Below are 21,022 nucleotides of genomic sequence, written 5' to 3'. Positions count from 1 at the left end.
CCCCGCGCTGGGGTGGGGGCTCCGCGGTCAGCGGAGCAGGGCGTTCAGCTCGCCGAGAAGGCCAGGGTGTACTCCCCGGAGCCGCTCAGGGCGGTGACCCGGTAGCGGTAGGCGCCGGCGGGGCCCTCCGCGTCGAGGCGGGCAATGCCGTCGGCGGTGCCGGCCCGGGCCACCGTCCGGAAGCCGGAGCCGGTCCAGCGCTGGAGTTCCAGCACCAGCTGGGCGCCGTCGGGGGCGTCCAGGCAGGCGCTCTGCGCGCCGCCGTCGGCGACGTACCAGCGGCCGTCGGGCTGCGCCTGGGAACGGCCGGCGGCGATGCTGCCGGAGCGGCTGACGTCGCCGGTGCAGACCGAGGAGTCACCGGCCGGCGGGGCGGTCGGGGCGGCGGTGGCCGGCGGTGCGGTGGCGTCGCCACCGGCCGGCGGCTCGGCGGGGGCCGACTGCCCGTTCGCGGTGACCAGCGTCAGGTTGTTGCGCTGGAGGATCTCGTTGACCGGCTGGAAGAAGGTGATTCCGCCGGCGGTGCAGTCGCCCGACCCGCCGGAGGTGACGCCCTGCGCCTGGTCGCCGGAGAGCCACGCCCCGCCGGAGTCACCGGGCTCGGCGCAGACGTTGGTCCGGGTCAGCCCGGTGACCGTGCCCTCCGGGTAGTTGACGGTGGCGTTCTTGGCCTGGACCACCCCGCAGCGGGTCCCGGTGGTGGAGCCGGAGCGGCAGATCGAGGCGCCGACCGGGGCCTCGGTGGAGCCGTTGACCGCCACCGTGCCGCCGTTGAAGTCGTTCACCACGCCCTGCGGCGTCCACTGGTCGTTGACCTGGACGAACGCCCAGTCGTCGCCGGGGAACGAGGACGCGGCGAAGGTGCCCTGGGCGACCCGGTTCACCCCGGTGGTGCGGTCCCCCGGCCGGCCGCAGTGCCCGGCGGTCACGAAGCCGCCGACCACGGAGAAGCCGACCGAGCAGCGGCCGGCGTTGTTGATGAAGAAGGCGTCGCCGCCGCGCACGTCGAACAGCGGCCGGGGCGACTCGGTGGAGGCGGTCACCCGCACCGCACCGGCCGGGGCCCCGGTGGCCGCGGCGAACCTGCGGGCGGCCTGCTCCGCGCCCGGCTTGGCGAGCACCACCACCGAGTTGGTGGCGACGTCGACGTACCAGCCGGCGATGTCCGGGGTCGCCCGGGCGCCGGCCGAGTCGAGCCGGCCCTTGACCGCGTCCAGCTCCCGCACACCGCGGTCGACCTGCTTCGGCACCGCACCGGCGGCCCTGACCCGGGCCGCCTGCCCCGGGTCGGCGACCGCCACGGTCAGCGTGGCGCCGTCGGCGCTGAGCCAGCTGCCGCCGTACGCCGCACCGAGCTCGGTGCGCAGCCGGCCGACGGTGCCGGTGGCGCGCCGCTCGGCCGCCAACCGCCGTACCGCCTGCTCCCGGCTGAGCGACAGGTCGCGGCTCATCGCGTCCAGCACCTCGGGGGCCACCCCGCCGGTGGCCTTCGCACCGGCCGGTCCACCGGCTCGCGGTGCCGTGTTCTCACCGGCGAACGACGGCAGGGTCACCGCCGCTGTCAATCCCGCCGCCGCCACCACGACGCCGATGGCTGTCATCCGTCTGCGGTCCATCCGCATGCTCCTCCCGGCCGGCGCGGGGTACGCCTGCCGGAACGGAGTACGGAGACGACGGCCGATCGGTTGACCCGGAACCGGACCTTTCAGCGCAGCGTGTCCGGGCGATCACTCGCCGGGGCGTACCCGGACACGACGACGCCGGTCCACCGCGGACGGTGGACCGGCGTGCGGAGCCGGTGGGTCAGACCTCGACGACCGTCGGAACGATCATCGGGCGGCGCCGGTACTTGTCGTTGACCCAGCGCCCGACGGTGCGCCGGACGATCTGCTGGAGCTGGTGCGGGTCGGTGATGCCGTCCGCGGCGGCCCGGTTGAGCGCCTCGGTGACCAGCGGAACCACCGGGTTGAACGCCTCCGGGTCCTCGGAGAAGCCCTTCGCCGAGAGGGTGGGGCCGCCGACCACCTTGCCGGTGACCGAGTCCACCACCACGGTGGTGGCGATGAAGCCGCCGTCGCCGAGGATCCGCCGCTCGGTGAGCAGCGACTCGCTGACGTCACCGACGGCGAGGCCGTCGACGTAGACGTAGCGGCTCTTCACGTGCCCGACCAGGCTGGCGCGCCCCTCGACCAGGTCGACCACGTCGCCGTCCTCGCAGAGCACCACCCGGTCGGGGGCGACGCCGGACTCGACGCCGAGGCGCGCGTGCGCCCGCAGGTGCCGCCACTCGCCGTGCACCGGCATCAGGTTGCTGGGCCGCACCACGTTGAGCAGGTAGAGCAGCTCACCGGCGGGGGCGTGACCGGAGACGTGCACCTTGGCGACGTCCTTGTGCACGACCACGGCGCCGGCCCGGGCCAGCCGGTTGATCACCCGGTAGACGGAGGTCTCGTTGCCCGGCACCAGCGAGCTGGCCAGCACCACGGTGTCGCCGGGGGCGATGGTGATGTGCCGGTGGTCGCCGCTGGCCATCCGGCCCAGCGCGCTCATCGGCTCGCCCTGCGAACCGGTGGACATCAGCACGATCTGCTCGGGCGGCAGCGTGGTGGCCTCCTCGATCCCGACGACCAGGCCGGCCGGGATGTTGAGCAGGCCCAGGTCCCGGGCGATGCCCATGTTGCGGACCATCGACCGGCCGATCAGCGCCACCTTGCGGCCGTGCTCGGCGGCGGAGTCGAAGACCTGCTGCACCCGGTGCACGTGCGAGGCGAACGAGGCGACGATGATCCGTCCCCTGGCCTTGGCGAAGGTCGAGTCGAGCACCGGCCCGATCTCGCGCTCCGGGGTCACGAAGCCGGGGATCTCCGCGTTGGTGGAGTCCGACAGCAGCAGGTCCACGCCCTCGGCGCCGAGCCGGGCGAAACCGGCCAGGTCGGTGATCCGGCCGTCCAGCGGAACCTGGTCCATCTTGAAGTCGCCGGTGTGCAGCACCAGCCCGGCCGGGGTGCGGATGGCCACCGCGAGCGCGTCGGGGATCGAGTGGTTGACCGCGAAGAACTCGCACTCGAACGGGCCCAGCCGCTCCCGGCCGCCCTCCCGCACGGTCAGCGTGTACGGCTGGATCCGCCGCTCGGCCAGCTTCGCCTCGACCAGTGCCAGGGTGAACTGGGAGCCGACCAGCGGGATGTCCGGCTTGTGGGCGAGCAGGTACGGCACCGCGCCGATGTGGTCCTCGTGACCGTGCGTGAGCACGATCGCCTGGACGTCGTCGAGCCGGTCCAGGATCGGGCCGAAGTCCGGCAGGATCAGGTCCACGCCCGGCTGCTCGACGTCGGGGAAGAGCACCCCGCAGTCGACGATCAGCAGCTTGCCGTCGTACTCGAAGACGGTCATGTTCCGACCGATGGCGCCGAGCCCGCCGAGCGGGATGATCCGCAGGCCGCCCTCCGGCAGCGGCGGGGGCAGCTCACCCTCGATGTGCGCCTCGGTCACGCGTCCACCTCAATCTGCGACGCCGTCACTCGGCGTCCGTCGTGTCGTTCGATCATTCGGGCAGTTCCAGGCCCGCCGCCGCGCAGTCGGCGCGCAGCTGGGCGAGTTCGTCGGTGGTGGCGTCCACCAGCGGCGGCCGCACCGGGCCGGCCGGCAGACCCTGGGCCGCCAGGCCCGCCTTCACCAGGATCACGCCCTGGGTACGGAAGATCCCGGTGAACAGCGGCAGCAGCCGCCGGTGCAGGGCCAGCGCGGTCGCGTGGTCCCCCGCGTCGTACGCCTCGATCAGCTGCTTGGCCTGCGCGCCGATGAGGTGCGTCGACGTGCCCACCAGGCCGACCCCGCCGACGGCCAGCGTCGGCAGGGTGAGCGCGTCCTCGCCGCTGTAGAAGGCCAGGTCGCTGCGGCTGAGCACCCAGCTGGTGGCGGTCAGGTCGCCCTTGGCGTCCTTGACCGCGACGATCCGGCCGTGCTCGGCGAGGCGCACCAGCGTGTCGGTGGCGATGGCCACCCCCGCCCGGTGCGGGATGTCGTAGAGCATGATCGGCAGCCCGGTGGCGTCGGCGACCGCGGTGAAGTGGCGCAGCAGCCCGCTCTGCGGCGGCTTGTTGTAGTACGGGGTGACCACCAGCAGGCCGTGCGCGCCGGCCTTCTCGGCGGACGCGGCCAGCTCGATGGTGTGCCGGGTGTCGTTGGTGCCCACCCCGGCGACGATCCGGGCCCGGTCGCCGACGGCCTCGGCGACCGCGCGGATCAGGGTCTCCTTCTCCGCGTCGGTGGTGGTCGGCGACTCACCCGTGGTGCCGTTGAGCACCAGCGCGTCGTTGCCCTGCTCGTCGACCAGGTGGGCGGCGAGCCGTACGGCGCCGTCCACGTCGAGGGAACCGTCAGCGGTGAACGGGGTCACCATGGCCGTGAGCAGTCGCCCGAACGGGCGCGATGCGCCCCGGGCGGGGGCGGCAGGGTGGTCGTGCGTCATGTTCACAACCTAGCGGACGACCACCGGAGGGCCGGTGGGGAAGGGCTCAGGACTCACTCGCCGTGCGGGCTGGTCGCCACCTCGGTGCCGTCGGGCAGGGCGGAGATGACGAAGTCGGCGAAGACGTTCGGGGCCACCCGCTGGAGCTGGCGCAGGCACTCCACCGCCAGCTCGCGGATCTCCACGTCGGCGTGCTCGGTGGCCCGCATGGCGATGAAGTGCCGCCAGGCCCGGTAGTTGCCGGTCACCACGATCCGGGTCTCGGTGGCGTTGGGCAGCACCGCGCGGGCCGCCTGCCGGGCCTGCTTGCGCCGCAGCGTCGGGTTGGGCTCGTCGGAGAAGCGCTGCTCCAGCCCCTCCAGCAGCTCGGTGTACGCCCGGACACTGGCCTCGGCCGCCTCGACGAACTTCTTGTGCAGCTCCGGGTCGTCGGCGATCACCGCGGGCTCGACCATGGCCGCGTCCCGCTCCGGGACGTAACGCTGGGAGAGCTGCGAGTACGAAAAGTGCCGGTGCCGGATCAGCTCGTGGGTCAGCGAGCGGGAGACGCCGGTGAAGTAGAAGCTCACCGAGCCGTGCTCCAGCACGCTCAGGTGGCCCACCTCGAGGATGTGCGCCAGGTAGCCGGCGTTGGTGGCCGTCGCCGGGTTCGGCTTCTTCCAGCTCTGGTAGCAGGCCCGGCCGGCGAACTCCGCCAGCGCCTGACCGCCGTCGGCGTCGGTCGACCACGGCACGTCGTCAGGGGCCTGGAACTGGGTCCATGCGATCAGCTTGACCTGGGGCTGCACCATCTCCGGCATTCCTGGGACTGTAGTGGCCCGGCACCGGTGCGCAAAAGTTGACCTCCCGGCCGGCAGACCGGCCGTGAGCTGCAAATCTTGGACAGTTTCCGTTCCGGGTGAACGGCACGTGTCCAAGATCTCGCAGCCGGACCGTCGCGGCGAGCGCCGGGCGGGGTCAGACGTAGAGCGCGGTGAACGGGGCCCAGGGGAGGTTTCTCGCCACCGAGAAGGCCAGCCAGAGGGCGAGGAACCCGGCGATCACCGGTGAGCTGATCCGCAGCTCCGGCAGTCGCCAGCCGAACGCCTGCTTCCCGGCCCAGGCCACGAAGAGGTACGCCAGGAAGGGCAGCGCGAAGACGAAGAGGAAGTGGTGCCGGGCAGCGGCGGGCAGGTCGGCGTGCAGCACGTACCAGAGGGCGCGGGTGCCGCCGCAACCCGGGCAGTCCAGCCCGGTGGTCAGCTTGAGCAGGCAGCTCGGGGCGGCGTCCGGGTCGCTGCGGGTGGGGTCGCTGACCAGCGCGTACGCCACCCCGATGCCGACGCAGCCGAGCGCGGCCAGCGGCGCCGCCCAGCGGGGGGAACGCGCGTGCACCCGGAGCACGAACCGGGTGAGCCGGTCCGGCTCGACCTGCTGGTATGCACCCGGCGGCCAGGCCGCGGACGCGGCGTCGGGCGTCCAGGCGCCCTCGCCGTGCGGGGCGGTCGCCGCGCCGGGCGGCATCGCCACGGCATCGGGCGACGTGGCTGCGGCACCGGGCGGCGTGGCCGGCGCGGTGCCGGTGTCCGTCACCTGCTGACCCGGCTGACTCGTCGACCCGTCAACGCTCGTCACGCGCTCACGGTACACCGGCGACGCCCTTCAACGCGGCGGCCAGCGGGTCGGCGAGATCCCCGGCGACCGGCGGGGCCACCGCGTCCAGGCCGAGCCAGCCGGCCAGCCGGTGCAGCTCCGCGGCGAGCGCGACGGCGGTCTCCCCCGGGTCGGCGCCCGGCTCCCGCCAGGCGGCCGGCACCAGCAGCACGCCCGCCCGGCGGTCGGCCTTGAGGTCGACCCGCGCGGTGAACCGCTCGCCCTGCAGGAACGGCAGCACGTAGTAGCCGTACACCCGCTGCGGCGCCGGCACGTAGATCTCGATGCGGTAGCTGAAGTCGAAGAGCCGCTCGGTGCGGGCCCGCTCCCAGACGAGCGGGTCGAAGGGGCTCACCAGCGTGTTGCCCCGCACCCACCGGGGCAGCCGGGCGCCGGCGTGCAGCCAGGCCGGCTGCCGCCAGCCCTGCACCGCCACCGGCCGCAGCTCACCGGCCTCGACCAGCTCGGCGATCGCCTGCCGGGCGCCGGCCAGCGGGAGCCGGAAGTAGTCGCGCAGCTCCGGCTCGGCGGCCACCCCGAGCGACCGCGCGGCCAGCGACACCAGCGTCCGGTACGCCTCGGCGTCGGTGGGGGTGGGCGCGGCCAGGGCCGCCGCCGGCAGCACCCGCTCGGGCAGGTCGTAGCGGCGGGCGAAGGAGGTCGTCCGGTCGGCGGCGGCCACCTCCCCGGCCCAGAAGAGGAACTCCAGCGCGCGCTTCACCGCCGACCAGTTCCAGCCCCAGTTGCCGGTCTCCCGGGGCGCGTCGTGCTCGATCTCGGCGGCGGTCAGCGGCCCGCGGGCGGCCACCTCGTCGCGTACCCAGGCGACCAACTCGGGCTGCTCCTGCGCGATGCGCCGCATGCCGCCCCAGGCGTCGGAGTGGGCCTTGGCCATCCGCCAGCGCAGCGCCGCGTGCAGCCCCACCGGCACCAGCGACGCCTCGTGGCCCCAGTACTCGAAGAGCTCCCGGGGGCGGCGGTAGGCGGCGGTGTCGAGCAGGGTCGTCGGGTAGGGCCCGAGCCGGCTGTAGAGCGGCAGGTAGTGCGCCCGTTGCAGCACGTTGACCGAGTCCATCTGGATCAACCCGACCCGGTCCAGCACGCGGCGCAGGTGCCGCCGGGTGGGCACGCCGGTGGGCGCCGGGTCGGCGAAGCCCTGGGCGGCGAGCGCCACCCGCCGGGCCTGGGCGAGGGAGAGTGATTCCGGTGCGGTCATCGTCGGGCACCCTAATCCAGCGGTACGACGCCGGAGCGGACGCTGGACCGCACGCCCGGCGAGGCATAGAACGGACACATGCTGACCATCCGCCGCGAAGAGCCCGAGGACGCCGAGGCGATCGCCCGGGTGCACATCCACGGCTGGCAGGCCGGCTACGCCGGGATCATGCCCGACGAGGTGCTGCGCCGGCTCAACCCGGTGGCCTGGGCGCAGCGGCGCCGGGACCTCGGCACCGCCGACCCGGAGCACCCGTTCACCACGCTGCTCGCCGAGGTCGACGGGGTGCCGGCGGGGTTCACCACGTTCGGCCCGTACCGCAACAACCAGGACCGGGACGACCTGGACCCGGCGTACGGCGAGGTGCTGGCGACGTACGTGGAGCCGGCGCACTGGGGCGACGGCACCGCCTCGGCGCTGCTGGCCGCGGCGCGCGCCGGCCTGGCGGCCCGGGGCTGGCGGGACTACCGGCTCTGGGTGCTGGCGGAGAACGTCCGGGCCCGCCGGTTCTACGAGCGGGCCGGGCTGTCAGCCGACGGCGAGCGGTCCACCTACCCGGTGCCGCTCGCCGGCGGGCGTCCCCCGGTCCGGCTCGACGAGCTGCGCTACGCCGGCCGGCTCGACGGCTGACCCGCCCGGATCCGGGCGCCCGGCCGGACCGGCGGCGGCCGGTACCGCCCAGCGTCGGATCGGCAGCAGCACCAGCAGCGCCAGGCTGATCCAGACGTAGGTGTTGCTGCCCAGGAAGCCGTCGACCCCGGTGAAGTCCTTCTCCCAGGCCCAGACGATCCGGCTGATCAGCAGCCCGTACGCGACCACCGCGAAGGCCGCCAGAGCACGCCGCCGGGTCCCGGCGGCGGGCGCGGCCACCGCGTTGTCGACCAGCAGGATCAGCGCGGGAATCAGCCAGACCAGGTGGTGCACCCAGGTCACGGGGCTGACCAGGCACATCAACGCGCCGGTGAGCGCCAGCCCGGTCGCCTCGTCACCGGCGGCCACCGCCGCCCGGGAGCGCCACGCCCACACCGCCAGGGTGGCCAGGACCAGCAGCAGCCAGGCCACGGTGCTCGGGTGCTGCGGGTCCAGCCGGGCCACCACGCCGCGCAGCGACTGGTTGGAGACGAACGCCAGCTCACCGACCCGGCCGGTGTTCCACAACGAGGTGGTCCAGAACTCGCGGGAGGCGTCCGGGAAGAGCGCGGCGGCCAGCAGCGTCACGCCCGCCGCGGCGGCCATCGAGGTGATGGCGGCCCGCCAGCGCCGGGTGACCAGCAGGTAGAGGATGAAGACGCCCGGGGTCAGCTTGATCGCAGTGGCCAGGCCGATGCCCACGCCGGCCCAGCGGCTGCCCCGCGGCAGCAACCGGAGCAGGTCCAGCGCGACCAGGAACAGCAGCAGCATGTTGACCTGGCCGAAGTTGATCGTCTCGCGCATCGGCTCGAACGCGGCGGCGAGGCAGAGCGCCACGGCCAGGGCGAACCAGCGGGTCCAGCCGGCGCGGCGGGCGACCGGGTCGAGCAGCCACCAGATCAGCACCGCGCTGACCGCCACGCTGGCGGCCACGCTCACGGTGATCGCCGCCCACCAGGGCAGGTACGCCATCGGCAGCATGACCAGCGCGGCGAACGGCGGGTAGGTGAAGCCGTACTGGGTGCCGGGCTTGAGGTAGTCGTAGATCTCGCCGTGGTCGTGGACCCAGAAGGTCAGCGCGCCGTAGTAGACCTTCAGGTCGAAGAAGCCGTGCCGCACGGCCGCCACGGAGAGGAAGGCCGTCACCGCGACGGCGAGCGCGACCACCCCGACGACCTGCGCGGTCGTCCGCCTGGCACCCTGCGCCACCATCGTCACTCCCGCCCTGCGTAGGCTTCCGTCCCATGGCCATGGGGTACGTCCGCCCGGCGCGTCCCGAGGACGCCGGCGAGATCGCACGCATCCAGCTCGCGACCTGGCGGGTCGCGTATCGCCGGATCCTGCCCCGGCACGTGCTCGACAACCTGGACGAGGCGTGGCTCGCCCGGCGGTGGAGCGCGGCGGTGCAGGAGCCGCCCTCCGGCGCGCACCGCGTGCTGGTCGCCGTCGAACAGGCCGAGCAATCCTATCTGGTGGGGTTCGCCGCCTCCGGTCCGGCGGACGCCGAGGCGCTCGCCCCCGGTGAGCCGGCCGAGGCGCTGGCCGACGGCGTGGCGGCGGTGACCGACCTGCTGGTGGAGCCGCGCTGGGGCCGGCGCGGGCACGGCAGCCGGCTGCTCGCGGCCACCGTGGACCAGTGGCGCACCGACGGCTTCGACCGGGCGGTGGCCTGGGCGTTCGAGGGCGACGAGGCGACCCGGAAGTTCCTCACCTCGACCGGGTGGGAGCCGGACGGCGCGGCGCGGGCGTTGGACGTCGACGACATGCTGGTTCCCCAGCTCCGCCTGCACGTCGCGGTCCCGGTCGAGCCGGTCGCCACCGACTGACCGGCGCCGCCGCGCGCCGCCCCGGGCGGTGCGTCGCCACCGACTGACCGGGGCCGCCGCGCGCCGGGCCGGCGGTGTCGGAGGCGTCGCCTACGGTGACCGCATGACCGCTGCGCCTGCGGGACCCGACGCGGCCCCGACCCCTCCGCCGGCCGCCGGGCACCCGGCGGACGTGCGGCAGGACCGCGCCGGTCGTGGCGACCGCCGGGCCGACGCCGATCCGGCGATGCTGGAGGGGTTCCGCGTCGAGCTGACCGGCTACGCCTACCGGATGCTCGGCTCGATCTTCGACGCCGAGGACGCCGTGCAGGAGACGATGCTGCGGGCCTGGCGCGGTCTGCACCGCTTCGACGGGCGGTCCAGCCTGCGTACCTGGCTCTACCGGATCGCCACCAACGTCTGCCTGGACCTGCTGCGCGGCCAGGGCCGGCGGGCCCTGCCGACGGACCTCGGCGAGCCGTCCGCGCCGGTGGCGGCGTCGCTCGGCGCGCCCGGCTCGGGCCGGGAGTGGCTGGAGCCGGCACCGGACGCGCGCGTGCTGCCGGCCGACCCGGCCGAGCTGGCGGTCACCCGCGAGTCGGTGCGGCTGGCCTTCGTCGCCGCGTTGCAGCACCTGCCGCCGCGCCAGCGCGCGGTGCTGATCCTGCGGGACGTGCTGCGCTGGCGGGCCGGTGAGGTCGCGGAACTGCTCGACACCAGCGTCGCCGCGGTGACGAGCGCGTTGCAGCGGGCTCGGGCCACGATGGCCGCCCGCGAGGCGGCCCCGCCGGCCCCGGCACTGGATGAGGAACACCGGGCGCTGCTCGACCGCTACGTCCAGGTCTTCGAGCGGTACGACGTCGACGCGCTGGTGGCGCTGCTGCGCGCGGATGCGGTGCACAGCATGCCGCCGTATCGGCTGTGGCTGCGCGGGGCGGCCGACATCGGCCGCTGGCTGGTCGGGCCGGGCGCCGGTTGCCGGGGCTCACGGCTGCTGCCGGTGACCGCCAACGGTGCTGCAGCGCTGGCGCAGTTCCGGCCCGACCCGGCCGGCGGTCACCGCGCCTTCTCGATCCAGCTGGTGGCGGCCTCCGGCGGCCGGATCACCCGGCTCACCCACTTCCTGCAGCCACGGCTCTTCCCGCTCTTCGGCCTGCCCGACCGGCTGCCCTGACCGGGTGCCGCCGCCGGCCGGTCAGCCGGCGAGTTCCACGACCACCTCTTCGTCCTCGTGCGCACCGGTGGGGGTGAAGCCGAGGGAGGTGTAGAGGCGGGCGGCGGCGGTGTTGTCCGGGTGGTACGACAGGCGGACCACGCTGCCGCCGTCCTGCGCGGCGAGCCAGTCGGCCAGCGTGCGGACGGTGGCCCGCCCCACGCCCCGGTCCTGCTCGTCGGCGGCGATCACCATGCCCCCGATCCAGCGGGAACCGTCGTCGTCCACCCCCCACATGACGTGCCCGACCACCGTCTCGTCGGCGTACACGGCCAGCGAGGTCCACACGTCGGAGCGCATGGTCAGCAGCAGGTAGCGGGCCGCCAGGGCGGCCACCCAGGTCCGCTGGTCGTCGCGGGGCGCCACGTCGGCGACGGCCCGCCAGTTGTCGTCGTCGACGGGCCGCAGGGTGACGTGACGGCCGGCCCGGTCGCGCAGCCCAGAATCGATCATGACGGTGAGCCTAGGTCCGGGCCCGCCGGGGTGACGAACGGTTTCCCCGCCCGCCGGTGGGTGCTCAGTCGAGCAGCGAGTCCAGGCCGATGGTCAGGCCCGGGCGGGTACGCACCGCGCGGACGGCCAGCAGCACGCCCGGCATGAACGAGGCCCGGTCGTACGAGTCGTGCCGGATGGTCAGCGTCTCGCCGGTGGTGCCGAAGAGCACCTCCTGGTGGGCGACCAGCCCGGTGGCGCGCACGGCGTGCACGCGTACCCCGTCGATGTCGGCGCCGCGGGCGCCCGGCACCTCGTCGGAGGTGGCGTCCGGCGCGGGGCCGAGGCCGGCGTCGGCGCGCGCCTGGGCGATCCGGCGGGCGGTGTGGGTGGCGGTGCCGCTGGGGGCGTCGAGCTTGCGCGGGTGGTGCTGCTCGATGATCTCGACGGACTCGAAGTGCCGGGCGGCCCGCGCGGCGAACTGCATCATCAGCACCGCGCCGATGCCGAAGTTCGGGGCGATCACCACGCCGACGCCGGGCTTGCGCTCCAGCCAGCCGCGCACCCGCTCGATGCGCTGCTCGGTGAAGCCGGTGGTGCCGACGACCGCGCTGATGCCCTGGTCGATGCACCAGTGCAGGTTGTCCATGACGACGTCCGGCGTGGTGAAGTCGACGACCACCTCGGCACCGGCGTCGGAGGCGTTGAACAGCCAGTCACCCTGGTCGATCATCGCCACCAGGTCCATGTCGGAGGCCGCGTCGACGGCCTTGCACACCTCGACACCCATCCGGCCCCGGGCACCCAGCACGCCGACCCGGATCGGCTCGTCCAGGCCCTTCTCCTGCTCGTCAGTCACGCGGCACAACCTATCCCAATCGGGACGCGGTCACTCGCCGGGACCACCCACGTCCCACGGGGACGACGGTGATCCACCCAGGTTGCGGCATGTCGGGCCTTCCGACCCCGCGGACGCCCCGACACGCCGCAAAGCGGGGCGGGAGGCGGGACGGGGCGGGGCCGGAGCGCGGCCGGCGGCCGGATCCGGTCCGGGCGGGTCAGGTGGTCAGGCGGAGAAGTCGTGCTCGCCGAACGGGCCGACCACCGCGAGGGACATCGGTCGGCTCAGCAGCTCGGCGGCGAGCGTGTTCACGTCCGTCAGGGTGACCGCGTCGACCCGGGTGAGCAGCTCGTCCACCGGCATCAGGTCGCCGTAGAGCAGCTCCCCCTTGGCCAGCCGGCTCATCCGCGAGCCGGTGTCCTCCAGGCCCAGCACGAACGAACCCTTGCTCATCCCCTTGCCGCGCGCCAGCTCGGCCTCGGTGATCCCCTCGGCGGCCACCCGGGCCAGCTCGGTACGGGTCAGCTCCAGCACCTCGTCCACCTTGCCCGGGGCGCAACCGGCGTAGACGGCGAAGATGCCGCTGTCGGCGTACTGGCTGGCGTACGAGTAGACCGAGTAGGCCAGGCCCCGCTGCTCGCGGATCTCCTGGAACAGCCGGCTGGACATGCCGCCGCCGAGGACGTTGTTGAGCACGCCGAGGGCGAAGCGCCGCTCGTCGGTGCGGTCGATCCCGGGGCAGCCCAGGATGACGTGCGCCTGCTCGGATTCCTTCGGCTCGATCAGCGTGGTGGCCGGTCTGGTGCGTACCGCCGGGGTGGCCGACCGGTGCGGCGCCGGCGCGGCCGGGTCGGTGTCCAGCGGGGTGCCGCGCAGCGCCTGGCGGACCAGCTTGACCACGGCGGCGTGGTCGAGGTTGCCGGCGGCGGCGATGACGATCTGCGGTGCGGTGTAGCGGCGCCGGTAGAAGCTCTGGATCTGGCGCCGGGTCATCGGGGTGACCGTCTCCTCGGTGCCGGAGATCAGCCGGCCCAGGGGGTGGTCGCCGTAGACGGCGCGGGCGAAGAGGTCGTGCACCTCGTCGCCGGGCTCGTCGTCGTGCATGGCGATCTCTTCGAGGATGACGCCGCGCTCGGTCTCCACGTCGGCCGCCTCGAGCAGCGAGTCGGCGACCAGGTCGCACATGACGTCGATCGCCAGCGGCAGGTCCTCGTCGAGCACCCGGGCGTAGTAGCAGGTGTATTCCTTGGTGGTGAAGGCGTTGGTCTCGCCGCCCACCGCCTCGATGCCCGAGGAGATCTCCAGCGCGCTGCGCTTGTGGGTGCCCTTGAAGAGCAGGTGCTCCAGGAAGTGCGCGGCCCCGGCCTGCGGGCCGGTCTCGTCCCGGGAGCCGACCGCCACCCAGATGCCGAACGAGACGCTGCGCATCGCCGGGATCGCCTCGGTGAGCACGCGCAACCCGCTGGGCAGCACGGTACGGCGTACCGTGCCGCCCAGCGGGTCGTCACTCAGCGTGCGGGTGACCGCGCGGCCCGACCCGGCGCGACCGGGTTGCGTCCCGGTGGCGTGCCGGACGGCGCCGGACGGCCCCACCCCCCGTCGACCCGCAGAAGAAGACAGCCGCTGGGCCCGACTCACGGAAACCTGCTTTCAGTTGACGAGGGGTGGGTGGTGCGGTGGTGCGGTGGGTCAGCTGTGCCGGGTCCGGCGGCGCGGACGCTCGCCGCCCTCGCCACCCTCGCCGTTGCCCTGGGGCCGGTCACCGCGCTCCGGGGCACGGCCGCCCCGGTCGCCGCCCCGGTCGCCACGGTCACGCGGGCCCCGGTCGCCGCCGCGGTCACCGCCGCGACCGGCCGGGCGCTCGCCACCGGCGGCCTCGGTCTCGCCGGCGGCCGGCGCCTCGGCGCCCTCCGGGCGGACCTTGTCCAGGTAGATCTTGCCGCGGGCGTCGATGTCCGCGATCTCCACCTCGACCTTGTCGCCGACGTTGAGGAAGTCCTCGACCCGCTCGACCCGCTTGCCGTCGCCCACCTTGGAGATGTGCAGCAGGCCGTCGCGGCCCGGCAGCAGCGAGATGAACGCGCCGAACGCGGCGGTCTTGACCACCGTGCCGAGGAACCGCTCGCCCTGCTTCGGCAGCGTCGGGTTGGCGATCCCGTTGATCCGGTCCACCGCGGCCTGGGCCGACGGGCCGTTGGTCGCGCCGACGTAGATCGTGCCGTCGTCCTCGATGGAGATCTCGGCGCCGGTCTCGTCCTGGATCGCGTTGATGGTCTGGCCCTTCGGGCCGATCACCATGCCGATCTTGTCGACCGGGATCTTGACCGTGGTGACCCGCGGCGCGTAGTCGGACATCTCGGCCGGAGCCTCGATCGCCGCCTGCATCACGTCGAGGATGGTCTGCCGGGCCTCGTGCGCCTGCTGGAGCGCGGCGGCCAGCACGTCCGACGGGATGCCGTCGAGCTTGGTGTCGAGCTGCAGCGCAGTGACGAAGTCCCGGGTGCCGGCGACCTTGAAGTCCATGTCACCGAACGCGTCCTCGGCACCGAGGATGTCGGTCAGCGTCACGTACTGGGTCTTGCCGTCGACCTCGTCGGAGATGAGGCCCATGGCGATGCCGGCGACCGGCGCCTTCAGCGGCACACCGGCGCTGAGCAGGCCCAGCGTCGAGGCGCAGACCGAACCCATCGAGGTGGAGCCGTTGGAGCCGAGCGCCTCGGAGACCTGCCGGATGGCGTACGGGAACTCCTCGCGCGCCGGCAGCACCGGGATCAGCGCCCGCTCGGCGAGGGCGCCGTGGCCGATCTCGCGCCGCTTCGGCGAACCGACCCGGCCGGTCTCACCGGTCGAGTACGGCGGGAAGTTGTAGTTGTGCATGTAGCGCTTGGACTTCTCCGGGGAGAGGGTGTCCAGCGACTGCTCCATGCGCAGCATGTTCAGCGTGGTGACGCCCAGGATCTGGGTCTCGCCCCGCTCGAACAGCGCCGAGCCGTGCACCCGGGGCAGCACGCCGACCTCGGCGGTCAGCGGGCGGATGTCGCGCGGGCCGCGGCCGTCGATGCGGACCTGCTCGCGCAGCACCCGGTTGCGGACCTCGGACTTGGTCAGCGACCGGAAGGCGGCGCTGAGCTCCTTCTCGCGGCCCTCGAAGCGACCGCCGAGCTCCTCGGCGACCCGGGCCTTGACCCGGTCCAGGGCCTCCTCGCGGTCGGCCTTGCCGGCGATGGTGAGCGCCTCGGCCACGTCGGTGCGGGCCAGCTCGGCCACCGCGCCGTACACGTCGTCCTGGTAGTCCAGGAAGACCGGGAACTCGGCGACCGGCTTGGCGGCCACGTCGGCCAGCTCGCTCTGCGCCCGGCACAGCTCGCGGATGGCCGGCTTGGCGGCCTCCAGGCCGCTGGCCACGACCTCCTCGGTCGGGGCCGGGGCACCGCCAGCGACCAGCGCCACGGTGTGCTCGGTGGCCTCCGCCTCGACCATCATGATCGCGACGTCGCCGTCGGCCAGGGCGCGACCGGCCACCACCATGTCGAAGGTGGCCCGGGCCAGCTCCTCGATGGTCGGGAAGGCGATCCACTGGCCGTCAACGTGCGCCATCCGGGTCGCCCCGATCGGGCCGGAGAACGGCAGGCCGGAGAGCTTGGTCGACATCGAGGCGGCGTTGATGGCCACGACGTCGTACGGGTGCTGCGGGTCGAGCGCGAGGATGGTCTCGACGACCTGGACCTCGTTGCGCAGGCCCTTGACGAACGACGGGCGCAGCGGCCGGTCGATCAGCCGGCAGGTGAGGATGGCGTCCTCGCTGGGGCGGCCCTCACGGCGGAAGAACGAGCCGGGGATCCGGCCCGCGGCGTACATCCGCTCCTCGACGTCGACGGTCAGCGGGAAGAAGTCGAACTGCTCCTTCGGCTGCTTGCCGGCGGTGGTGGCGGAGAGGACCACGGTCTCGCCCAGCTGGGCGACGACTGAGCCGGCGGCCTGACGGGCCAGCCGGCCGGTGGAGAAGGTGATCTCACGGGTGCCGAAGGACCCGTTGTCGATCACGGCGGTGCGGGATTCGGTGCCGAGGTTGGTCTCGGTCATGTGCTGTCGTGCTCCTTCGCGTCGGGGGCCCACGACACGGGAGCTGCTCAGACGGCCGGTCTTCGATCGAAGCGCCCGGGTGGCCGGCGTGATGCCGGCGTGCCCGGAGGCCACTACCGGAGACCGGTACGCTGACCGGCTCCCTCTCGGGTGGTCGAGCGGCCCTGTTCTTCTGTGGTACCAGAGCTGTCGTTCCGTGGTACCAGAACGGGGGAGCGGCCGCAGGCCACTCCCCCGTCACGTCATCGGCGCAGGCCGAGCCGCTCGATGAGCGACCGGTAGCGGTTGATGTCCTTCTTCTGGACGTAGTTGAGCAGCCGGCGGCGACGGCCGACCAGCAGCAGCAGCCCACGGCGGCTGTGGTGGTCGTGCTTGTGCACCTTCAGGTGCTCGGTGAGCTCCGCGATCCGCTTGGTGAGGACCGCGACCTGCACCTCCGGCGAACCGGTGTCGCCCTCGGCGGTCGCGTACTCCGCGCGGATCTTGGCCTTGGCATCCTGGTCGAGCGCCATGTTCTCCCTGTTTCGATGGGTTGGTCACTGGTGTCCGTCGGACCGGTCAGAAGACCGGAACGGACCGGTACCTCGCACCCGCGGCGTCGTGCAGGCACGCGAGGCCCCACGTCGGTCAGCCGACGTCTCCGCCAGACTACCAGTTCACCCCGGTACCGCCCGGCGAAGGGCCGGGGACGCGGCGGCCGGCGCGCTCAGCCGAGCGCTCGGCGGGTCCGCTCGACGTCCTCGGCGATCTGCGCCACCAGGGGCTCGATCGCGTCGTACCGGCGCTGCTCGCGCAGGTGCGCGACGAAGTCCAGGGCCAGCCGCTCGCCGTACAGGTCGCCGGAGAAGTCCAGCGCGTACGCCTCCACCCGCCGCTCCCGGCCGGAGAAGGTCGGGTTGGTGCCGATCGACACCGCCGCGGCCAGGGGCTCGGGGTGCCCCCGGCGCACCAGCCGGGCGGCATACACCCCGTCGGCGGGGATCGCCGCGTGCCGGTGGCAGAGCAGGTTGGCGGTGGGGTAACCCAGCTCACGCCCGCGCTGGTCGCCGCGGACCACCACCCCCTCCACTCGGTGCGGGCGGCCGAGCGCGACAGCCGCCGCGGCCACGTCGCCGGCGTCGACGCAGGAGCGGATGTACGTCGAGGAGAAGACCGTGCCGGCCTCGGCCACCAGCGGCGCGCCCTCCACCCCGAAGCCGAAGGTGCGGCCGAGCCGTTCCAGCAGCGCCACGTCGCCGGCGGCCCGGTGCCCGAACCGGAAGTTGCCCCCCACCACGACCAGCGCGGCGTGCAGGTGCTCGACCAGGATGTCGTGCACGAACGCCTCGGCGGGCAGCCGGGAGAACTCCGGGGTGAACGGCACCACGCAGAGCACGTCGACGCCGAGGGCCTCGATCAGCTCCGCCTTGCGGGCCGGCTCGGTGAGCACCGCCGGGTGCGAGCCGGGGCGCACCACCTCCGCCGGGTGCGGGTCGAAGGTGACCACCACGGACCGTACGCCCAGCTCCCGGGCCCGGGCCACGGCGTGCCCGATGGTCGCCTGGTGCCCCTTGTGCACGCCGTCGAAGACGCCGATGGTGACGACCGAACGCCCCCAGCCACCAGGCGCCGCGTCGTACCCCCGCCACCGCTGCATGCCGCTCCTTCCCTGCTTTCCCCGGCCTCGCCGGGTACCCGTGCCGGCCGTACCCGCCACCGCCGTCAGGCCGGCGCGAGCACGATCTCCGCGCGGGCCCGGCCGTCCCGCTCGCTGACGATAGCGATCAGCCCGCCGTCGGGACCGAAGACCGCGTACGGCCCGGCGATGCCGGCCGGGTCGAGCGGCCCGCCGTGGGAGAGCACCTTCGCCTCGTCCGGGCCGGCCTCCCGGCGCGGGAAGAACCGGTCGGCGGCCGCGTCGAGCGGCAGGTTGACCACCTCGGGCGCGCGCTGCTCCAGCTCATCGAGGGTGGCGGCCTCGGCGAGGTCGAACCCGCCGACCGCGGTGCGCCGCAGCGCGGTCAGGTGCCCGCCCACCCCGAGCGCCAGGCCCGCGTCCCGGGCGATGGCCCGGATGTACGTCCCGGACGAGCAGGTCACGTCGATGTCCACGTCCAGAACGTCGGGGGTGTCCCGGCGTACCGCGAGCACGTCCAGGCGGGAGATGGTGACCCGCCGGGCGGGCAGCTCGACGCTCTCCCCCTCGCGCACCCGCTTGTACGCCCGCTGCCCGTTGATCTTGATGGCGCTCACCGCGCTCGGGACCTGGTCGACCTCGCCGGCCAGCGCCGCGAACGCGGTCCGGACCGCGTCGTCGGTCAGCAGACCGGCGGGAGTGGTGGTGATCACGTCGCCCTCGGCGTCGTCGGTGACGGTGGCCTGCCCCAGCCGGACCGTGGCGGTGTAGCTCTTGCCCGCACCGATGACGTACGTGAGCAGCCGGGTCGCCCGGCCCACCCCGATCACCAGCACGCCGGTGGCCATCGGGTCCAGGGTGCCGCCGTGCCCCACCCGCCGGGTCCTCGCCAGCCGCCGGATGCGCGCCACCACGTCGTGCGACGTCATGCCGCCCGGCTTGTCCACCACGATCAGACCGTCACCGCTCACGACCGCCAAGCCTGCCAGACGGGGTCGCCGGCCCCGTCACCGCACGGCACAATGCCCCTCGCGTCCCCACCACCGTCCCCGGAGCCCCGATGAGCAACCCGCCCTCCCACGAGCACCGCGCCCGGGTCGACCTGCCGGAGTGGATGCGCAACCCCGAGCCGCCCCGCCGCACCCCGAGCCGGCTGCTCTCCGAGCTGGCCGACCGCACGCCGGTGCTGCGCGAGCTGCGGCGCGCGATGTGGCGGTGGCGGGCGCACGCCCGGTTCAGCGAGCGGCACCCGGTGCTCTCGGCGGTCGTGTCGTTCGTCTTCGTCGCGGCCGCCGCCACGGTGCTCGTCGCGGGCGCGGCCTACCTGCTCGGCAGGATGCGCGAGGGCACCCTCTGAGCCGACCTCGTCCGCGCCGCCGGTCCTCGGATCAGCGGACCGCGCCGACCACCGCCCACCCGCCCGAGCGCAGCCGCAGCAGCAGCGCGACCAGCCGGATCACGATGAACAGCGTCAGTCCGGCCCAGATCCCGCCGAGCCCCAGGTCGAGCCCGTGGGCCAGCCAGATCGCCGGCAGGAAGCCGCCGAGCGCCGCGACGATGGTGAGGTTGCGCAGGTAGCGCACGTCCCCGGCGCCGATCAGCACACCGTCGAGGGCGAAGACCACCCCGGCCAGCGGCTGCATCGCCACGAACCAGGGCCAGGCCAGCATGGCCTGCTCGCGTACCTGCGGGTCGGAGCTGAACCAGGACGGCACGACGCCGGCACCGGCGGCGATCAGCACCGCGAAGCCGACGCCGCAGACCCCGCCGAGCAGGGCGAACCGGCGGGCCAGGGCCCGGGCTCCGGCGGCGTCGCCGGCGCCGAGCGCGGCGCCGATGAGCGCCTGGGCGGCGATGGCGAGGGCGTCGAGCACCAGCGCGGTGAAGAACCACAGCTGCAGGGCGATCTGGTGGGCGCCCACGGCGGCGGCGCCGAAGCGCGCGGCGACCGCGGTGGCGGAGAGGAAGCTGGCCTGGAACGCCACACCCCGGACCAGCAGGTCGCGGCTGAGCACCAGCTGCTGCCGGATGAGCCGGGGCCGGGGCCGCAGGGAGATCCGCTCGCGGACCAGCGCCGCGGCGAAGAGCGCGCCGGAGACGGTCTGGGCGATGGCGTTGGCGACCGCCGAACCGGCCAGTCCGAGCCCGGCGGGATAGACCAGCAGCGGGCAGAGCAGCGCGGAGAGCAGGTTGGGCGCGAGCACGAAGACCAGCGGCCGGCGGGTGTCCTGGATGCCGCGCAGCCAGCCGTTGCCGACGGCGGCGAGGAGCAGCCCGGGCGCGCCGAGGGCCGCGATCCGCAGCCACTGCGCGGCCGCGCCGGCCACGTCGCCCCCACCCCCGGCGAGGGTACGCGCCAACGCCCCGCCGCCGACCTGCATGGCGAGCGCGACGAGCACGCCCGCCGCGAGTGCGAGCCAGGAGGCCTGCACGCCCTCGGCCACCGCCGCCGCCCGGTCGCCGGAGCCGAAGCGCCGGGCCGCCCGCCCGGTGATCCCGTACGCGAGCACGGTGCCCAGCCAGGCGGTGAGGGTCATCACGGTGCCACCGACGGCCAGCGCGGCGAGCGGCACCCGGCCGAGGTGTCCGACCACGGCCGTGTCGACCAGCACGTAGAGCGGTTCGGCGGCGAGCACCACCAGCGCGGGCAGGGCCAGGGCGGCGATCCTGCGGGCCGGCGCGAGGGCGGTGGTGGTGACGGTCGACTGGCTCATCGCCGCCGATCCTGGCACGCCTGCCGTAAGGATCGCAATACCTCTGACTGCTTACCCGAGACGGCCGCCGGGTCGGCGGGACCTGCCAGCGCCGCACGCCCGGCGGAGCAGGGCGCGGCGGACGGGTGCCGCGCGTGGAGGCGCTCCCCGCACGCGCGGCTGCCGCCTCACTTCCGGCGCCGCCCCCGATGTCGGGTGCCGCCCCCATTTGCGGCGTGTCGGGGTGTCCTGGAGCGGGGATGCCCCGACACGCCGCAAACCGGTGTCGAGGGCGGGGCAGGAGCGGGACGCGCAGCGCCCGGGGCGAGACCGGCCGGGCGGGACCGGCCGGGCGGGACCGGCCGGGCGGGACCGGCCCGGGCGGGACCGG

General features: G+C 74.2%; 19 protein-coding genes. 4 read left to right on the top strand and 15 right to left on the bottom strand.

Annotation, left to right across the window (positions count from 1 at the left end; genetic code table 11):
* Positions 1-44: 44 nt before the first annotated feature.
* The 6 genes from ACSNN7_RS24460 to ACSNN7_RS24435 all read right to left on the bottom strand — a co-directional run bounded on the left by ACSNN7_RS24460 (position 45) and on the right by ACSNN7_RS24435 (position 7,319).
* Positions 45-1,616 (bottom strand): S1 family peptidase, encoded by a 1,572-nt coding sequence (locus tag ACSNN7_RS24460; protein WP_436683277.1) that lies wholly within the window; start codon positions 1,614-1,616, stop codon positions 45-47.
* Between the two features lie 187 nt (positions 1,617-1,803).
* Positions 1,804-3,492, bottom strand: a complete 1,689-nt coding sequence (locus ACSNN7_RS24455; RefSeq protein WP_436683276.1) for a ribonuclease J — start codon at positions 3,490-3,492, stop codon at positions 1,804-1,806.
* Between the two features lie 52 nt (positions 3,493-3,544).
* The gene (gene dapA, locus ACSNN7_RS24450; protein ID WP_436683275.1) at positions 3,545-4,471 is read right to left on the bottom strand and encodes a 4-hydroxy-tetrahydrodipicolinate synthase; all 927 of its coding nucleotides are present in this window, start codon (positions 4,469-4,471) and stop codon (positions 3,545-3,547) included.
* A 53-nt stretch (positions 4,472-4,524) separates the two neighbouring features.
* Positions 4,525-5,262 (bottom strand): FAD-dependent thymidylate synthase, encoded by a 738-nt coding sequence (gene thyX, locus ACSNN7_RS24445; protein WP_334451237.1) that lies wholly within the window; start codon positions 5,260-5,262, stop codon positions 4,525-4,527.
* Between the two features lie 166 nt (positions 5,263-5,428).
* Positions 5,429-6,100 carry a DUF2752 domain-containing protein gene (locus ACSNN7_RS24440; RefSeq protein ID WP_436683274.1) on the bottom strand — a complete coding sequence of 224 codons (672 nt, stop codon included), beginning with the start codon at positions 6,098-6,100 and terminating at the stop codon, positions 5,429-5,431.
* Positions 6,090-7,319 (bottom strand): winged helix-turn-helix domain-containing protein, encoded by a 1,230-nt coding sequence (locus tag ACSNN7_RS24435; protein ID WP_436683273.1) that lies wholly within the window; start codon positions 7,317-7,319, stop codon positions 6,090-6,092. The genes ACSNN7_RS24440 and ACSNN7_RS24435 overlap by 11 nt, the downstream gene beginning before the upstream one ends.
* A gap of 78 nt (positions 7,320-7,397) precedes the next feature.
* On the opposite strand from ACSNN7_RS24435, the gene ACSNN7_RS24430 reads away from it, so the two are divergent.
* Positions 7,398-7,949 carry an N-acetyltransferase family protein gene (locus ACSNN7_RS24430; RefSeq protein ID WP_436683272.1) on the top strand — a complete coding sequence of 184 codons (552 nt, stop codon included), beginning with the start codon at positions 7,398-7,400 and terminating at the stop codon, positions 7,947-7,949.
* Here the strand turns inward: ACSNN7_RS24430 and ACSNN7_RS24425 are convergent.
* Positions 7,848-9,158 (bottom strand): glycosyltransferase 87 family protein, encoded by a 1,311-nt coding sequence (locus tag ACSNN7_RS24425; RefSeq protein ID WP_436683279.1) that lies wholly within the window; start codon positions 9,156-9,158, stop codon positions 7,848-7,850. The two genes, ACSNN7_RS24430 and ACSNN7_RS24425, sit on opposite strands and share 102 nt — an antisense overlap.
* Before the next feature lie 35 nt (positions 9,159-9,193).
* On the opposite strand from ACSNN7_RS24425, the gene ACSNN7_RS24420 reads away from it, so the two are divergent.
* Together ACSNN7_RS24420 and ACSNN7_RS24415 are read left to right on the top strand one after the other, a co-directional pair.
* Positions 9,194-9,775, top strand: coding sequence for an N-acetyltransferase family protein (locus ACSNN7_RS24420; RefSeq protein WP_436683271.1), 582 nt, complete (start codon positions 9,194-9,196; stop codon positions 9,773-9,775).
* Positions 9,776-9,947: 172 nt separating this feature from the next.
* On the top strand, positions 9,948-10,928 hold the full coding sequence (locus ACSNN7_RS24415) for a sigma-70 family RNA polymerase sigma factor (RefSeq protein ID WP_436683278.1): 981 nt from the start codon (positions 9,948-9,950) through the stop codon (positions 10,926-10,928).
* Between the two features lie 21 nt (positions 10,929-10,949).
* Here the strand turns inward: ACSNN7_RS24415 and ACSNN7_RS24410 are convergent, their stop codons facing one another.
* From ACSNN7_RS24410 to truB, 7 genes are all read right to left on the bottom strand, one after another.
* Positions 10,950-11,420 carry a GNAT family N-acetyltransferase gene (locus ACSNN7_RS24410; RefSeq protein ID WP_436683270.1) on the bottom strand — a complete coding sequence of 157 codons (471 nt, stop codon included), beginning with the start codon at positions 11,418-11,420 and terminating at the stop codon, positions 10,950-10,952.
* A gap of 64 nt (positions 11,421-11,484) precedes the next feature.
* The gene (gene dapB / locus ACSNN7_RS24405) at positions 11,485-12,258 is read right to left on the bottom strand and encodes a 4-hydroxy-tetrahydrodipicolinate reductase (RefSeq protein WP_436683269.1); all 774 of its coding nucleotides are present in this window, start codon (positions 12,256-12,258) and stop codon (positions 11,485-11,487) included.
* A gap of 207 nt (positions 12,259-12,465) precedes the next feature.
* Positions 12,466-13,833 (bottom strand): M16 family metallopeptidase, encoded by a 1,368-nt coding sequence (locus ACSNN7_RS24400; RefSeq protein WP_436683268.1) that lies wholly within the window; start codon positions 13,831-13,833, stop codon positions 12,466-12,468.
* 96 nt (positions 13,834-13,929) lie between these two features.
* The gene (locus ACSNN7_RS24395) at positions 13,930-16,323 is read right to left on the bottom strand and encodes a polyribonucleotide nucleotidyltransferase (protein ID WP_436683267.1); all 2,394 of its coding nucleotides are present in this window, start codon (positions 16,321-16,323) and stop codon (positions 13,930-13,932) included.
* Between the two features lie 242 nt (positions 16,324-16,565).
* Positions 16,566-16,835, bottom strand: a complete 270-nt coding sequence (rpsO, locus tag ACSNN7_RS24390; RefSeq protein WP_334450655.1) for a 30S ribosomal protein S15 — start codon at positions 16,833-16,835, stop codon at positions 16,566-16,568.
* A 194-nt stretch (positions 16,836-17,029) separates the two neighbouring features.
* A complete protein-coding gene (locus ACSNN7_RS24385; RefSeq protein ID WP_436683266.1) occupies positions 17,030-17,959 on the bottom strand; it encodes a bifunctional riboflavin kinase/FAD synthetase in 930 nt (309 codons plus the stop codon).
* A gap of 65 nt (positions 17,960-18,024) precedes the next feature.
* Positions 18,025-18,909 (bottom strand): tRNA pseudouridine(55) synthase TruB, encoded by an 885-nt coding sequence (gene truB, locus ACSNN7_RS24380; protein WP_436683265.1) that lies wholly within the window; start codon positions 18,907-18,909, stop codon positions 18,025-18,027.
* Between the two features lie 89 nt (positions 18,910-18,998).
* Between truB and ACSNN7_RS24375 the strand changes: the two genes are divergently transcribed.
* Positions 18,999-19,295 (top strand): hypothetical protein, encoded by a 297-nt coding sequence (locus tag ACSNN7_RS24375; protein WP_436683264.1) that lies wholly within the window; start codon positions 18,999-19,001, stop codon positions 19,293-19,295.
* A 31-nt stretch (positions 19,296-19,326) separates the two neighbouring features.
* Here ACSNN7_RS24375 and ACSNN7_RS24370 read toward each other — a convergent pair whose 3' ends face one another.
* A complete protein-coding gene (locus tag ACSNN7_RS24370; protein ID WP_436683263.1) occupies positions 19,327-20,652 on the bottom strand; it encodes an MATE family efflux transporter in 1,326 nt (441 codons plus the stop codon).
* Positions 20,653-21,022 lie beyond the last annotated feature (370 nt).

Source organism: Micromonospora sp. URMC 105 (assembly GCF_051386295.1).
GTDB lineage: Bacteria > Actinomycetota > Actinomycetes > Mycobacteriales > Micromonosporaceae > Micromonospora.
The sequence above is the reverse complement of the archived record's forward strand: the minus strand, read 5'-3'. Positions and strand labels throughout refer to the sequence as shown.